The following is a 15,226-nucleotide window of genomic DNA, read 5'->3' as shown; positions in this document are numbered from 1 at the left end:
TCGACCCCAGATACGAAACAGAACCTAGGCGGTCGCCGACTCGAGCAGCGCGAGCGTGCCCAGCGTCATCTGGTCGCGGATCCGGCTGACCGAGGCTTCCCATTGGCGGGTGAAGCCGGGCCGGCGTTCCAGCGCCCGCCACACCGGCAGCACCGCCTCGTCGACCCGGGCGGCGGGCATCCACAGGTGCAGCAGGGTGTCGATGGCCGGGCGCAGCCGGGCGATCCGCTGCGCCCGGGTGCCCGGGCCGGTCAGGCTCGACTCCATCAGTGACAGCAGCGTGGTGAGCAGCCAGTCGTGCAGCGCGAGGTCTTCGCAGAGATCGACGATCGAGCCGAGGTGCTCCCGCGGCACGACCAGCTCCAGCACCCGCAGCGTCGGGGTGGCGATCCGGAACGTGCCGGTGGCCTCGGCGCCGGGCTCGTCGGTCGCCGTCACCACCCAGCGCATGTGGGTGCGCTGCGTGCGGAACGGCGGGTTGCGGTCGAGCCGGGTCGAGCGCTGCACCGCGTCGAGCGTACGCCCGCTGATGGCTCCTAGATTGAGCGTGCCCATGGCCTGCGCGGTGCCGGCGAAGCCGCGCGCGATGTCGTTCGCGTCGGACTTGCCGATCGCCTCGATCGTGCCGGGTCGCGTCAGATAGTGCGACCAGGAGAGCCGGCGGTTGGCCGCGCTCCGGGCGACCACCGCGTGCCCGGAGCCCTGCGCCACGTGGCCACCGGTGATCATGGCGCGCGAGACGACCGTGCCGACGCCGCGGATGACCTTGCCCGAGGCGGCCGGCAGCCGGCAGTCCACACTGGTCAGCAGGTTGGGCGACACGGCGTACGCCATCGGGCGCTCGGACCGGCGGACCTGCTCGCCGACCAACAGGTTGAGCACCTCGGCGGTGGCGTCCCAGGGCAGCGAGGTCGAGTTCTGGAGGAGTCCGGTGTGGACCTCGCCGAACGTGAGCATGTGCGCCTCCGTCAGAGCTTGCGCGCGTCATTCCATCCCATGGTCGGCGGGCTGGGCAAGGCCGCCGCGCGGAATGCCACCCAGACGATATTTTGATCAATCCCGATGTACGGGGAACCCGCGGCTTGCCAGATATTGATACGGTAACGACGCGTGTCGCTCACGTAATCGAGGAGCCGCGTTGACCAAGGTCTACGTCTCAGCAACCTTCCGTGATCTCGAGGAGTGCCGGTCGGCGGTCAAGCTGGCCCTCCGCCGATTGCGGGTCGAAGACGTGGCCATGGAGTCCTATGTGGCCGAAGATCGACGTCCGGTCGAGCGCTGCCTCGAGGACGTCGCCGAGTGCGACCTTTATGTCGGCATCTTCGCCTGGCGCTACGGCTTCGTCCCGCCGGGCTACGACCGGTCGATCACCGAGCTCGAATACCGCCAGGCCGAGGCGATGGGCAAGCCCTGCCTGATCTTCCTGCTCGACGAGGAAGCCCCCTGGCCGCGGGTGCACATCGACCGCAACACCGAGGCCGAGCGGATCGAGGCGCTGCGCAGCGAACTCGTCGTGCGACACATGTGCAGCACCTTCAGCGGGCCCGGTGACCTCGCCGCCCTCGTCACCGCGGCGGTCGCCAACTGCCTCGCCGACATCGGCCGGCCGACCGGCCACCTCCAGTCGCTCAGCACCGAGACGCTCAAGCGCTACTACGACCGCCTCCACCAGCAGTACGGCGGCCTCGACCTGGACGCGCTGACCCCGCCCCAGCGCGACGAATACCTCCAGATGCGACTGAGCTCGGTGTTCATCGAGCAGTCCGTGCGCGAAGATCCGCCGCCGGTCGAGTTGCCCCGCGAGTGGTGGCAGCGCATGCAATACGAGGGCCATCTCGAGACCGAGGACGTGCCCGACGAGGTCGACCCCGACGAGTTGGCCCTGCTGCACAAGGCCTACCGGGCCAAGCCGCTGCGCCGACTGTTCGACGTGGTCGCGGCGCCCGACAACCAGGCGATCGTGCTGCTCGGCGACCCGGGCTCCGGCAAGTCGACCGCGGCCCGCTACATCACCCTCGCGCTCGCGGCCACCGGCGCACCGGTCGACGACCGGCTGGGCTCGCTGGACGGGCACCTCCCGCTCTTCATCGAGCTGCGGTCCTACATGGCGCTGTTCGGCGAGGGCCGGTGCACCAACTTCATCGAATACCTCGACCAGCGTGCGGGCCTCGACGGCCTCGGCCTGGAGCGGGCGGCGCTGCTGCGCTACCTGACCGGCGGCGGCCCGGCCGTGGTGATCTTCGACGGGCTCGACGAGATCTTCGACAAGCGCCGCCGGGAGGCGGTGGCCAACCAGATCGCCGCCTTCGCGGGGGAGTTCCCGCACGTGCGGGTCATCGTCACTTCACGCATCATCGGGTACGCGCGCCGCGCGCTGAGCGAACTCGGCTTCGCCCACTTCACCCTCCAGGACCTCGACGACGCCCAGATCACCGAGTTCCTGGCGAGCTGGTACGACCTCGCGATGCACGACCGCCCCGGCGACTCGGCCGCCCGCCGCGCCCGGCTGCTGGAGGCGATGCGCCACTCGCCGTCGATCCGCGAGCTGGCCGGCAACCCGATGCTGCTGACGATCCTGGCGATCATCGGCAAGCACCAGGCGCTGCCGCGCGAGCGGTGGAAGCTGTTCGACCACGCGGCCACGGTGCTGGTCGAGCACTGGGACATCAACCGCCATTTGCAGGATCAATATGAGAGCCCCGGCTTCATCGACGCCGAGGACAAGAAGGAGCTCCTGCGCCGGCTCGCCTACAAGGTGCAGAGCGGCGAGCGGGGGCTGTCCGCCAACTACGTCGGCGCCGAGGACCTGAGCGAGGTCTTCGAGGACTACCTGTCCGAGCGCTACCAGAAGAACCCGGCCGAGGCGCGCGAGATCGCCCGCGCGATGATCAACCAGTTCCGCGAGCGGAACTTCATCCTCAGCCGCTACGGCCCGCACCTCTACGGCTTCGTGCACCGCACGTTCCTCGAGTTCTTCTGCGCCGAGGCCGTCGTCGGCAAGTTCAAGCACGACCAGCAGTGGCCGTTCGGCCGCCTCAAGGATCTCTTCGTCGAGCACTGGGCCGACCCGTCCTGGCGCGAGGTGCTCCGGCTGGTCGCCGGCTCGCTGCACGAGCGCCACACGGCGCAGCTGATCTCGCTGCTCGCGACCAGCGTCAACTACCCCTGGCCGCCGGGCACGTTCGCCCAGCCGCCGTGGAACCTGGCGCTCGCCGTGCAGTGCCTGGCCGAGGTGCGCAACCCGCACACCGCGGTGTCCGTGCCCGCCCAGGACCTGCTGCGCCGGATCATCCTGCTGATCGAGCACTGTGTCTCGATCGACGACCGCGACACGATGGCGCTGATCGAGACCGAGATCCTGCCCGCGGCCCGCACGATCGGTTCGACCTGGCCCGGCGGGCGGATCTACCTCACCTGGTACAGGCGGCGCGGCGTCCGGTTGATCTGGAGCTCCGTGTCGGCCTACGCCGCGCAGCTCGCCGCGATCCTGGCACCGCCCTCGGAGCACGTGGAAGACCTGTTCAGCACGGTGCTGAGCGCGATCGACGACCGGTGGGCCTCGTACGCGGCCGTCGCCGGGCTGGCCGAGCTCGCCCAGGTGGCCGGCACCGCCGCGAACCGCGGCGCATACCAGCTGGCGCTGACCCGGGCCAGCGAGGAGCTGATCCGCCGGGCGCGCGACGACGCGTACGCGGGTGTGCGGCTGGCCGCGGTCGAGGCGCTCGGCGAGCGGTTCGGCACCGACGCCCGGGTCCGTGACGTGCTGCTCGAGCGGGCCACCGTCGACGGCTACGCCGCGGTCCGGCTGGCCGCGGTGCGGGCGCTGGGCGAGCGGTTCCGCGAGGAAACGGCGGTGCGCCGCCTACTACTCGACCGCACCCGCCGTGACGGCAACGCGGGTGTGCGCCGGACCGCCGTACTCATGATGGAGCGCCTGCCCTATGACGACTCCGTGCGCGGCGCGCTGGTCGAGCGGGTGCGCACCGACCGCGACGCCGAGGTGGTCGCGGTGTCGGCGCGCGCGCTCAACGACTGGGGCATGGGTTACGAGCACCTGCGCGAGCTGCTGATCGAGCGGATCCGGGCCGAGCCCGACGGCGTGGTCCGCCGCTCGGCGGTGCGGGTGCTGGCCGACCGGCTCGGCTCCGGGCAGCCGGTGAAGAGCCTGCTGACGGCGCTGCTGCACGACGACCGCGACGCGGGCGTGCTCAGCGCGGCGGCCAAGACGCTGGTGGAGCGCTTCGAGGCGGCCGAGACGGTCAAGGGCCTGTTGATCGAGCGTACGGGCCGTGACCCCGACGAGGTCGCCCGGCGCGCGGCGGTGCAGATCCTCCGCGAGCACTTCCGGGCCGACCCGGAGGTGCACACGGCGCTGGTCGACTGTGCCCGCCGGGACCGCTCGGCCGAGGTGCGGCTGGTGGCGATCCGCGCGCTGACGGCGGCGCTGCCCGGCTTCGCGCCGGCCACCGCGGCGCTGGCCCGGATCGCACAGACCGACACCGACGCCGCGGTCCGACTGGCCGCGACGGAGGCGCTGGTCAAGAAGATCGGCCTGGACGCGACGGTCTGCGCGGTGCTGTTGACGCTGGTCAGCGAGGACCCGGACGCGACGGTCCGGCGCACCGCGGTCGAGGCGCTGGCGGAGCGGTGCGGCGGCGATCCGCCGATCCGCCGGGAGTTGCTGGCCCGGGCGCGGCAGGACGCGCACGCCGAGGTGCGGGGTGCGGCGGTGCGCGCGCTGGCCCGGCACGCGGCGCCGCACCCCGAGGTGGTCGCGCTGCTGCTGGAACGTACCCGCGACGACCCCGACGGCCAGGTCTTCGCGGCCGCGGCCAAGGTCGCCGACGAGGGGACGCGCGCGGTGATCACCGCCCGCGTCCAGGGCGATGCCAATCCACGGGTACGCGAGGCGGCGGCGCACGCGCTGCAGCCGTACGCGGCCGAGCCGGAGGTGCGGGAGATTTTGCTCGACCGGGTCCGCCGCGACCCGGACGCGCTGGTGGTCACGGAGGCGGCGGTCGCGCTGGCCGCGGCGGGCATCGACGACGAACACCGCGACCTGCTGGCGATGCGCGCGGCAGGCGACGACGACACGGTCCGCGCGGCGGCGCTCCGCGCCCTCGGCGAGTCGTTCGGCGGCGCACCGGCGATCCGCGAGCTCCTGATCGAAGCGGTCCGCGGCGACAGCGACCTCCGCGTCCGCCGCGAGGCGCTGCGCGTATTGGGCGAACGCCTCTACGCCTACGAGGAGGTCCGCCAGATCCTGGTCGACATGGTCCACGACGGCGACTGGTCCATCCGCGAGGCCTCGGTGCGGGCGCTCTGCGAGCGTTTCGGCACGGACCCGGAGATCCGCCGCCTGCTGGTAACGCTGGCCAGCACGGACGACGACCGCAACTTCCGCCGCCTGGCAGGCCAGGCCCTCAGCTGGCTCCCGGGCGCGGACCCAGAACACCTACCCGACATCGGCGACTGAGGGCTACCCGGCCCTCGTCCTGCCTCCAGTCCAGCCGACAGACTGGTGCGGCCCGGCTCGGGCTGTTTCTTTCCTGTCTGGGTTCGGCGTGGCCGGCTGTTGCGTTCGGGCGGTGGTGGCGGTTGGGCGTGGGTCTGTCGTGTCCGGTCAGGAGGCGGGGCGATGGGCGGTTGTGGTCCGGCTTGATCTGGTTCTGTTCCCGGTTGGGCCTGGATTCGGTGCAGCCAGCAGTCGCGTTCGGGCGGCGCTGGCCGCTGGGGGTCGGTCTGTCGTGTCCGGTCAGGAGGCCGGGCGACGGACCGTTGTCGTCCGGCTCGGTCTGGTCAGTCCCGCCTGTGGCTGGATTCGGTGCAGCCAGCAGTCGCGTTGCGACGGCAATGCGGCTGGGGTCCGACTGTCGTGCCCGGTCAGTGGCCCGGTGACCGAGTGTGGCTCGGCAGGCCGCCGTCCGTGGTTTATGCCAGCTCACGCTGAGGAACGCCGCGAGGTCGTGCCTCTCCTCCGAGCCGAACGGCACGGCCCGCCGCGTCACGTTCTGGCGGGAGGTCAAGGCTCAATACGATGCCGCCGGCTGCCCATGGTGGTGGTGGGTCGGGCGCCGTGCCCAGGCCCGCAGATCGGACCAAACAATCGGCGCGGTCCGGCTCGGCACCGGGTCTGACCGGCGGGGTCTGGGCGGTGGCCCGGGCGGGCCTGCCGCTACTCGCCGATGAAGACGTAGTCGATGCGGTCTACCAGTTCTTTCGGTAGCTCCATGCCCTCGCCGCGCATGCGGGAGAAGATTTGGTCCAGGACAATCGGGTCGATCGAGACCTGGCTCAGGATCGTGCGGACCGCGAGCTCCACCTGGAGGAAGCGCGAGCCCAGCACCGAGAACGTGCGGTAGGCGCTGAACGCCGCCGCGCGGGGGTTGAGCTGCACCACCGCGGGCAGTTTGTCCCAGTCGTCCGGGAGTTCTTCGACCTGCCACGGCGTCGTGACGACCTCGCCGTTGTGGCGTAGCAGGCCCAGGCGGATGAGCTGCCAGACCGCCGCGAGGAACGGGCAGGACCAGCGGCGCTTGCCGTTTTCCAGGTCCCACAGCTCGACGTCCACGAAGATCGAGTGGCGGTTGGCCGCGTTCTGCATCGGCGGCAGCCAGCCCTTGTCGGCCATCGCCGGGATCGCCACCGTGTTGGGTGAGCGTTGGCCGTTGCAGAGCCAGCCCGTCTCGGTGACCGGTGGCCGGATGCCGTTGCTGCCCGGCACCGGGTCGGTGACCAGGGCCTGCTCGACCAGCTTGGCCAGCGGGACCTCGTCGGCCTCGGCGCAGGCCGACTCGCGGGCCAGGTAGTCGATCACCAGGCCGCTCTCTTCGGCGGCCGCGACCAGCATCGGGATCACCTCGCGCGGCGTGCTGAACCGCGAGAAGTAGTCGTCGACGAGGAAGCAGGTGCTGATCCGCGGGCGGTTGCCGCCCGGCTTGGTCGCGACCGTGCGCGCGGCGGACTGTGCCCACGGCGCGACGCGACGGAAGTGCCGGCGCATCGAGTCCATGCCGCCGGCGAACTCTTCCATGTAGAGGTGGCCCAGCTCGATCGAAAGGTGCGAGAGCGGAACGCGTTCGACGTTCCGCGCGGCGACCGCCTCTTCGAATGCCACTCCGGTCACAACGTCTCCCAGGCCGCATCGTCGACGATTTTTTTGGCCAACGAGTCGAACTGTTCCAGCGTCTCACGGTTCGCGATGCGCCGCGACCACACGTCGTTATCAGAAATTAGTTGTTCACGCCATTGCAGGACCGGGTCGAGTGGGATCGAGCCGAGCAGCAGGGTCCGGCCGACCTTGCGGCTGCTGGCCAGTTCGGACAGATCCCGGTCGACGTCGCGCAACCAGGCGACCTGCGCCGGCCGCAGCCCTTCGAGCTCGGGCGAGTCGGGGTTGACCACCGCGGTGCGGACGAAGCGCAGCGCGTTGGCCAGCTCCTCGCGGTCGTGCCCGTTGCGCGCGCCGGTGTCGAGGATCCCCCGTTCGCCGTAGACGAGGCCCGACGCGGCCAGCACGTGCTGCCGGGTCCAGCGGTGGAAGACCAGCCAGCGGGTCCGGATGTTGCGGAGCTCTTCCGTGGCGGTCGCCGCGAGCACCATCTCGGTCGCGTAGGACCGGCCGGCGCTCAGGTCGACCAGGCAGAGGTCGAACTCCTCCTCGAGGTGCAGGAAGAGCCGCGCGCAGCGCTCGGTGTTCTCCTTGGTGATCGGGAACTCGCCGCCCCCGCTGTCGCCCGGGAACAGCACGAGCCGGCCGGCGCCGGGTGGGCGGCTGCGCAGGCTGGACCGGTCGGACTCCTGCCACACCTCGAGGCGCTGCGGGTCGGCGACCATGCCGTGCAGGTAGGAGTGCAGGCCGCCCTGGGTGGTGCCGTGCAGCGCGTTCGGGATGTTGAAGATCGCACCGGAGGTCGGCGAGCCGAAGTCGAAGTCGAGATAGCAGACGTCGCTGCCTTGCAGCGCACTCCGATAGAGGATGTTGCTGCTGGTGACGGAGCGACCGGTGCCGCCCTTGTCGGAGGTCGCGAAGATCAACATTTGGGGTCAGCCCGCCTCGGTCACGTCACGCCGCGCGGCGGCCAACTCGTCCAGTGAGATGAGCACCTGGGCGGCGAGGACGGCCGCGGTGCCGGGACGCTCCGGCAGGATCTCGCGGGCCCGGCTCAGGTGGATCTGGGCGACCTTCAACGTCTCGCGCATCCGCGGCCCGGCGTCGCCGGCCCCGGAGAGCAGCTCCATGTCATAGAGGTGCTCGGCCTCGGTGAGCAGGTCGAACGCGTAGTTGCCGAGCCGCGCACTGCGTAGCGGCGGACGGTTGAGCATGTTGGCCGTGGTCACGAGGCCCTGCACGACGCGCTGGGTGTAGTACCACGATGGTTTGTCGTAGCGGGTCGTGAGCTGGCCGAACACGGAGGTCGGCTGGTCCCACAGGTTGCGGCCCTGGCCCTTGTCGAGCCGGCGGCGGTTGAGGTGCTCCCAGGTGCGGTCGGCGAGCTCCAGCATCCGGCTGCGGCCTTCGGCGTCGTTGATCAGCCCGGCGATCACGGTGGTGCGCTGGAAGAGCAGGGCCGAGAACTCGGACACGGTCCAGAGCAGCCTGGCCTCGCCGGCGTCCTCGCTGCCGACCAGCGGCACGAGCACGCCCGGGGCGTGCAGGGTCAGCGCGGGGTCGGTGTCGAACGGGCGGCGGGTGATCCGGGCACGGTTGGCCAGCTCGGAGACCACGTCGCCGATCCGGCCCAGCTCGATGTCGGTGCCGCGCTGCTGCACCAGGCCTTTGACGGCCAGCGAGGTCACCAGCAGGGTGTAGTAGTCGGACGCGTCCTCGTCAGTGGTGCGCCACGGGATGTCCTCGACGGGCCAGCGCTGGGCGGAGCCGAAGGTCGCCATCGTCGACCAGTAGGACCGGGTCAGCTCCCACCGGAGCTGGAGCGCACGCGAGAGCCGTTGCTGCTCCTCGTTGAGCAGACCGAGAACGCGGGTCCGCTCGGAGAAGAGGTCCTCGATCGCGTCGACGGCGATGACGGTGAAGTAGAGGTAGGGCGCGTCCTGCGCGAAGCCCTTGGGCTGCTGCCCGACGGGCTCCTCGGTCTCGATCGGCGGTGCCCCGCCGACGATGCCCCACGACCAGCCGACCTCGAACAGGCGGTCGGGACTGTCGATGTCACCCACCTGGCCGGAACCGATCAGGACCTCGCGGAAGCTCGCGATGGTTTCCCGGAGATCGCGGCGCACGGCGCTGACCACCTGGCGCTGTGGCAGGTTCTCCTGGTTGATCATGCCGATCAGAGCCTGGCCGTACGCGGAGTCGATGTCGAAGACGTTGACCGTGAAACTGCGCAGCAGCCCGACCATGGCGGCGCTGAGCCGGGTGCTGGCCTGCGACTCCAGCGACTCGATCTCCTTGCGGTTCTCCTCGCGGGTGGCCACCGAGCGGAGCACCTTGAGGAAACCCAGGGTGGCCAGGGAGAGCGTGACCGACATGGCGAACGAGTCGACGATGTCGAGGCGGAGCTGCTCCTTGGACGGCTGCGCCGGACCCGACGAGCTGAAGTAGGAGGACCCGGAGAACATCGGGGTGCCGTCGGGCTCGCTGTAGCGGTCGAAGTATTCGGCGAGGATGCCGATCAGCGTCTTCGGGATCTCGGTCGCGTTGCCGAGCGGGCGGAGCGCCCTGATCATGTCTTCGGACGTCTCGTCGGGACGGTCCAGTTTGAACGACTCGACCTTGGTCGCCGGCATCAGGATGCAGAGCAACTGCTCCGCGTCGCCGATCGAGTTGGGCGCGTCACGGCCGCCGAACTTCCACTTCTTTTCCCGGTCGGACCAGGACGAACGCACGGTCGCGTTCCAGATCTCCAGCAGCTGTTGACGAGGCTGCATCCTCATCTGTCGCGCACCACCATCCGCCGCCTGACTTCACTGACGCTAGCTAGCAACCCGAGGGAACACTGTGGACGCAGGTCATTCGTCCGCTTCACTCAATGATGGACCACCGGTCAAGGCCGCCGAAAGGCCTGTGGACAGCGTTCTAAGGTGGCAGTCCCCACCTGCGTAAACGCGCATGCCGGGGGCCGGTGACGCCGGACCCGACCGGATGGCCTGCCAGGCCTCGTGTTCATGATCATCGACTGTGGTCGGACGCGCCCTCAAGATCCACAGTGGGCGGAGCGCCCAGTTGAGCGGTCAACTTAGCGGAACGTGACCATTTGGCAACCCTCCCGACAGATGCCAGACAGTGTCACTTTCTGATCAGCATAAATGTCCCAGTATCGACAGCTATCGTGATCGGTCTATGCGATCACTATGCATTTCGATCTTTTCTCCGCGTCGGGTCGATCGATAGCGTCGCGATAGCCATCGATGGGCCGGGCACAGGGGCCCGGCCGCAAGGGGGAGGGCTCATGCGTCGAACCATCGCGCTGTTGGCCGGGACGGCGCTGGTAGCAGCGATGCTGCCAGCGGCAACCGCGACGGCCGAACTCAAGAACGACCCGGGACCGAGTGGCGCCGACCGCGCCACGCTCGCCGCGGGCGGGCAGGTGGCCGTCAAGGCCCCCGCCGGAAAGGCACCGACCGGCGTCAATCCGTACCTGGGGCTCGTACCCGATCCGACCGCCATCGACTACGCCGCATGGCGGCAGGCGGCCGAGAAGCAGGGCGCGCTGCGCGCGCAGAAGCGGGCACTACGCGCCGTCGCCGCGTCGCCGATCCTGGTCGACGAGGACGAGGTCGACGGCACCCAGGGCGGCAACGACTCGCCCGCGCTCGCCCAGCCGGTCCCCGGCTTCGGCACCAAGGGCAAGCAGAACCCGCGGGCCCGCATCCTCGGCTCGCTGGACCCGGAGATCGTCACCCGCGCCGCGTTCACCCCGAAGGCCGAGGACGACGGCGCGATTCCCCTCGCCGCCGACACCGGCATCGTCAACACCCGCAGCGGGATCACCGTCAACAGCACGATCGGCGACGGCCCGCACGGATCCGCCGGCACCGACTCCGGTGACTTCGACTTCTTCAAGCTGACGATCAACGCGGCCAGCGTCGGCGAGACGATGACCGCCGACCTGGACACCCCGACCGGCTCGCTCGACCCGATGGTCGCGCTGTTCAACGCCGCCGGCGAGGAGATCGCGTTCAACGACGACTCGGGTGGCCTGGACAGCCTGCTGCGGTTCACGTTCACCGAGGCCGGCGACTACTACCTGATGGTGACCGGGTTCAACTCGACCCCGGCGGACCCGTTCGACTCGGCGAGCGGCAACGGCGCCGGCAGCGAGGGGCCGTACACCCTGCTGCTCGACGTGGCCCGCGCCGACGTCGACTTCTACTCGGTGCAACTGCGCAAGGGCGACGTGCTGGGCACGTCGGTCACCGGCGCGGCCGGCGTCGTCACCGTGTGGGACTCGGCAGGGCGCGAGGTGCACGGCTCTGGTCAGGACCTCACGTTCATCTACCCGCCGAACAGCCCCCTGCCGGGTGGCGGCAACGCGGTCAGCGAGCACGTCGCCGACGAGGACGGGCTGCACTACGTGTCGGTCAGCGACGGTGACGGCAACTACGACATCACCGTCGAGGCGTACCGGCCCAACCTGGAAGGCGACAAGGTCACCCAGACGATCTTCATCGACTTCAACGGCCAGCGCCTCAACACCGCCATCTTCGGCGGCCCGGGCGTCGTGACGCTCAGCCCGTTCCGCGCCTTCCTGGGCCGCTGGGGCCTGACGACGGCCGACGAGAACGCGCTGATCGACAAGATCGTGGCCGAGGTGACCGAGAACGTGAAGCGGGACCTCGCCGACAGCGGCCTCAACGACAAGTTCCGGCTGAAGATCCTCAACAGCCGCGACGACGCCGACCCGTTCGGCGAGGTCAACGTCAGCCGCCTGATCGTCGGCGGCACGATCGCCGAGTCCGGCGTCAACACGATCGGCATCGCGCAGTCGATCGACCCGGGCAACTTCGACACCCAGGAGTCGGCGCTCATCCTGCTGGACGTGCTGAGCGGCCCGGCGAACGACGACGCGTCGCTGAACTTCTACATCACCCCGGCCAGCAACAAGATCGACTTCATCGCGCAGGCGGTCGGGAACGTGGTCTCCCACGAGGCGGGCCACTTCTTCGGCAACTGGCACGTCGACCAGTTCAACGACACGCTGAACCTGATGGACCAGGGCGGCAACTTCCCGCTGCTCTACGGCGTCGGCCCCGACGGCATCGGCGGCACCGCCGACGACCCGGACGTCGACTTCGGTGAGGACGAGTTCAACCCGAGCGAAGGCTTCACGGGCATCGAGGACACCCGTGGCCGCCTCGCGACGGTCCTGACTCGCTGATCAACCAAGGGGAGGGGGCCGGCAACGGCCCCCTCCCGCCGTTCGGCTGGCGGCCCGTCAGTGCGTCGCGGTCGGCGACGGGGGAGCGCTCGAACCCTGCGGCTTGGCTTCCCGCATCAGGGCCGCGATCGCCGCCCGGTCGGCCGCGGCGGGCAGGCCCCAACCCGGGCGGTAGTCGTACACCTCGTCCAGGCCCGTGGCGGCCGTGCGGCCCGTGAGGATCTCGACGGCGCCCGTGTCGATGAGGCCCGGGTGTTCGACGCCGCACGCTTCGGCGACCTTGAGCAGGTCGCGGCGCAGCGTCTTGACATAGTTTGCGGCCCGCACCGCCTTCAGCGCCGGGTCGAGCCCGCGGGTCAGCCAGCGGTTCTGGGTCGCCACCCCCGTCGGGCAGGTGTCGGTGTGGCACTTCTGCGCCTGGATGCAACCGATCGCCAGCATCGCCTCGCGCGCGACGTTGACCAGGTCGCAGCCGAGCGCGAAGGCCACGATCGCGTTGTCCGGCAGGCCGAGTTTGCCGCCGCCGACGAAAACCACCTGCTCGTGCAGGTCGCGTTCGGCGAACAACCGGTAGACCCGGGCGAAGCCCACCTGGAACGGCAGCGACACGGTGTCGGTGAAGATCAGCGGCGCTGCACCCGTGCCGCCCTCGCCGCCGTCGATCGTCACGAAGTCGACGCCCCGACCCGTGTCGGCCATCAACGTGGTCAACTCGGTCCAGAAGTCGAGGTCACCCACGGCCGACTTGATGCCCACCGGCAGTCCTGTCTCGGAGGCGAGGAGTTCGACCCAGTCGAGCAGGCTGTCGGTGTCCGAGAACTCGGCGTGCCGCGACGGGCTGACGCAGTCGACACCCGCGGCGATGCCCCGGGTGGCGGCGATCTCGGCGGAGACCTTGGCGCCGGGCAGCAGGCCACCCAGGCTCGGCTTGGCGCCCTGGCTCAGCTTGATCTCCAGGGCGCGGACCGGCGCGCTCGCCACCAGGTCCTTGAGCCGCGCCAGGTCGAACCGGCCGTGCTCGTCCCGGCAACCGAAGTACGCGGTGCCGATCTGGAAGATCAGCTCACCGCCGTGCCGGTGGTGCGGCGACAGCCCGCCCTCGCCGGTGTTGTGCAGGCAGCCGGTGAGCGCCGCGCCCCGGTTGAGCGCCTCGACGGCCCGGCCGGACAGCGCGCCGAAGCTCATCGCGGAGATGTTGACCACCGAACCGGGGCGGAACGCACCGGCCCGCCCGCGCGCCGAGCCGAGCACCTTCGCGCACGGCAGATCGGCCTCGTAGTCGGCGGTCGGCGCGGACCTCGGCACCGCCCGGCCGAACGTACGGTGCTTGATGATCGGATAACCGGCCGTGTATTCCAGGTCGTTGTCCGTACCGAAGCCGAAGTAGTTGTTCTCCTTCTTCGCCGAGGCGTAGACCCAGCGCCGCTGGTCGCGGGTGAACGGCCGCTCCTCGTTGTTGCCGGCGACCACGTACTGCCGTAGCTCCGGGCCGATCGCCTCGATCAGGTAGCGACCGCGGCCGAGCAGCGGGAAGTTGCGCCGCAGGGCATGGTCGCGTTGCAGGAGGTCCCGTACGCCGACGGCCGCCAGGGCCGACAACGTGGCCGCCGCGACGGCCCGGATGCCGCGTCTCATGACCGGGAGAGTTGCCCGGCGGGCCGTCCGCCAAACGACCTCGGGTCAGGCGGCGGCGGTGCGCACGCCCCGGGTGCCGGACCAGCGGCGCCGCGACACCAGGACGAGCACGATCAGGATCACGGAGATCAACGGCAACGGATGGCCGAGTACGAGCGAGATGCTCAGCTCCGCGACGCCGCCGAGCACGGTCGCGGCGAAGATCCACCCTGGACCGGTCGGGGCGTTGCCGCGCTTTGTCCGACTGATCCGGCCCCACGGCTTGCGGATCGACACCCAGCCCTGGAACGCGATCGCCCCGGCCATCAACCCCGTGCCGACGACCAGGCTCACCGTGGGGCCGTCGGTCAGGGAACCTGTCAGGGCGGGCGACAGTACGAAGATCCCCGCGTACACCTGGATCATGCTGATCGTGAACTTGGTCAGCACCCACCAGTGCTGGAAGAAGCCCCAGGGGGTGGCCGCCGCGAGCACGATGCCGGTGCACGCCGAGACGCCGGCCATCGGCGCCAGCAACCGCCCGTCGATCCGCTGCGCCATCGCGGTGGCCGCGTCGCGCACGACGGTGTCGTCAGTCGCCAGCCCGACGGCCAGTAGCACGCAGAGTGCCATGGCCTGCGCCATCCAGCCGAACGACGTCAGGATGTGCAACCACACGGTGAGCTGCCGCCAGCGTTTGACCACGAGCCGATCCTCACAGCATGGGTACGGTCGGGACAATGCGGAGAAACCCGGAGGGGTTCACCCGGATCGGCCCGTCCACGGCTCCGCGGGCTGGCACCGGCCCTCGTCCGTTATCGGTTCGTTGGCGGGGTTGACGGGCCGGCCGGCCGGGTCGACGTAGCAGTGGCCGGGCTGGGGCCGAAAACCCGGCCGTCGCACCAACTCGACACCGTCCGCGTCGTACGCGATCAGCGTTCCCGCGCCGCTCGCGGTGAGACTCCCGTCGAGGCTGAACACGACGAAGGTCCCGCGCGTGACCTTCGCCTGGCTTCGTCCGCCGGCCCCGTCGTCGAGAACGACCTCGGCGACGCGCTCACTGACCCGACCCGCGGCGTACGTGTAATCGCCGAGACTGCCGCTCGATCCCGCAATCTCGACGGAGACCGGGCCGGGCAGCCATCGCGTGGCCTCCAGCGTGCTCATGGCTGTGGTGCCCCAGTTGCCGTCCTCGAAGTGGAACATCGTGCAGTAGAGAAGGTCGGACCGCGTCTGGTAGACGACCAGCGCCGCGGCGCCGGACTCGACGTGGTTGA

Annotated in this window: 9 protein-coding genes and 1 pseudogene; 2 read left to right on the top strand and 8 right to left on the bottom strand. The window is 70.1% G+C overall.

Annotation, left to right across the window (positions count from 1 at the left end):
- Positions 1-24: 24 nt before the first annotated feature.
- Entirely contained in the window at positions 25-957 is a 933-nt protein-coding gene (locus Asi02nite_RS39045; protein ID WP_203719092.1) for an SCO2521 family protein, read from the bottom strand.
- 11 nt (positions 958-968) lie between these two features.
- Positions 969-1,121 carry a hypothetical protein gene (locus Asi02nite_RS39040; RefSeq protein ID WP_203719091.1) on the bottom strand — a complete coding sequence of 51 codons (153 nt, stop codon included), beginning with the start codon at positions 1,119-1,121 and terminating at the stop codon, positions 969-971.
- Positions 1,122-1,138: 17 nt separating this feature from the next.
- Between Asi02nite_RS39040 and Asi02nite_RS39035 the strand changes: the two genes are divergently transcribed.
- Complete coding sequence (locus Asi02nite_RS39035) at positions 1,139-5,476, top strand: HEAT repeat domain-containing protein (protein ID WP_203719090.1); 4,338 nt, start codon at positions 1,139-1,141, stop codon at positions 5,474-5,476.
- 699 nt (positions 5,477-6,175) lie between these two features.
- Here the strand turns inward: Asi02nite_RS39035 and Asi02nite_RS39030 are convergent.
- The 3 genes from Asi02nite_RS39030 to Asi02nite_RS39020 are packed head-to-tail and all read right to left on the bottom strand — an operon-like array spanning position 6,176 to position 9,891.
- Complete coding sequence (locus Asi02nite_RS39030; RefSeq protein WP_203719089.1) at positions 6,176-7,126, bottom strand: SCO2522 family protein; 951 nt, start codon at positions 7,124-7,126, stop codon at positions 6,176-6,178.
- Positions 7,123-8,040 carry an SCO2523 family variant P-loop protein gene (locus Asi02nite_RS39025; protein WP_203719088.1) on the bottom strand — a complete coding sequence of 306 codons (918 nt, stop codon included), beginning with the start codon at positions 8,038-8,040 and terminating at the stop codon, positions 7,123-7,125. The genes Asi02nite_RS39030 and Asi02nite_RS39025 overlap by 4 nt, the downstream gene beginning before the upstream one ends.
- 6 nt (positions 8,041-8,046) lie before the next feature.
- Positions 8,047-9,891, bottom strand: coding sequence for an SCO2524 family protein (locus tag Asi02nite_RS39020; protein WP_203719087.1), 1,845 nt, complete (start codon positions 9,889-9,891; stop codon positions 8,047-8,049).
- 515 nt (positions 9,892-10,406) lie between these two features.
- Here Asi02nite_RS39020 and Asi02nite_RS39015 point away from each other — a divergent pair.
- Positions 10,407-12,335: a DVUA0089 family protein gene (locus Asi02nite_RS39015; protein WP_203719086.1), complete on the top strand. Its 1,929-nt coding sequence runs from the start codon at positions 10,407-10,409 to the stop codon at positions 12,333-12,335.
- Between the two features lie 57 nt (positions 12,336-12,392).
- On the opposite strand, the gene Asi02nite_RS39010 is transcribed toward Asi02nite_RS39015, so the two are convergent.
- The 3 genes and pseudogenes from Asi02nite_RS39010 to Asi02nite_RS39000 form a co-directional block, all read right to left on the bottom strand.
- Positions 12,393-13,970 carry an FMN-binding glutamate synthase family protein gene (locus Asi02nite_RS39010; RefSeq protein ID WP_203719085.1) on the bottom strand — a complete coding sequence of 526 codons (1,578 nt, stop codon included), beginning with the start codon at positions 13,968-13,970 and terminating at the stop codon, positions 12,393-12,395.
- Positions 13,971-14,015: 45 nt separating this feature from the next.
- Entirely contained in the window at positions 14,016-14,654 is a 639-nt protein-coding gene (locus tag Asi02nite_RS39005) for a hypothetical protein (protein WP_239127637.1), read from the bottom strand.
- A gap of 57 nt (positions 14,655-14,711) precedes the next feature.
- A pseudogene (locus tag Asi02nite_RS39000) lies at positions 14,712-15,226 on the bottom strand (hypothetical protein); the annotation flags it as partial.

Source organism: Asanoa siamensis, from assembly GCF_016862555.1.
Lineage (GTDB): Bacteria > Actinomycetota > Actinomycetes > Mycobacteriales > Micromonosporaceae > Asanoa > Asanoa siamensis.
Note: the sequence above shows the minus strand (reverse complement) of the source record. Positions and strands in the feature narration are given on the sequence as shown.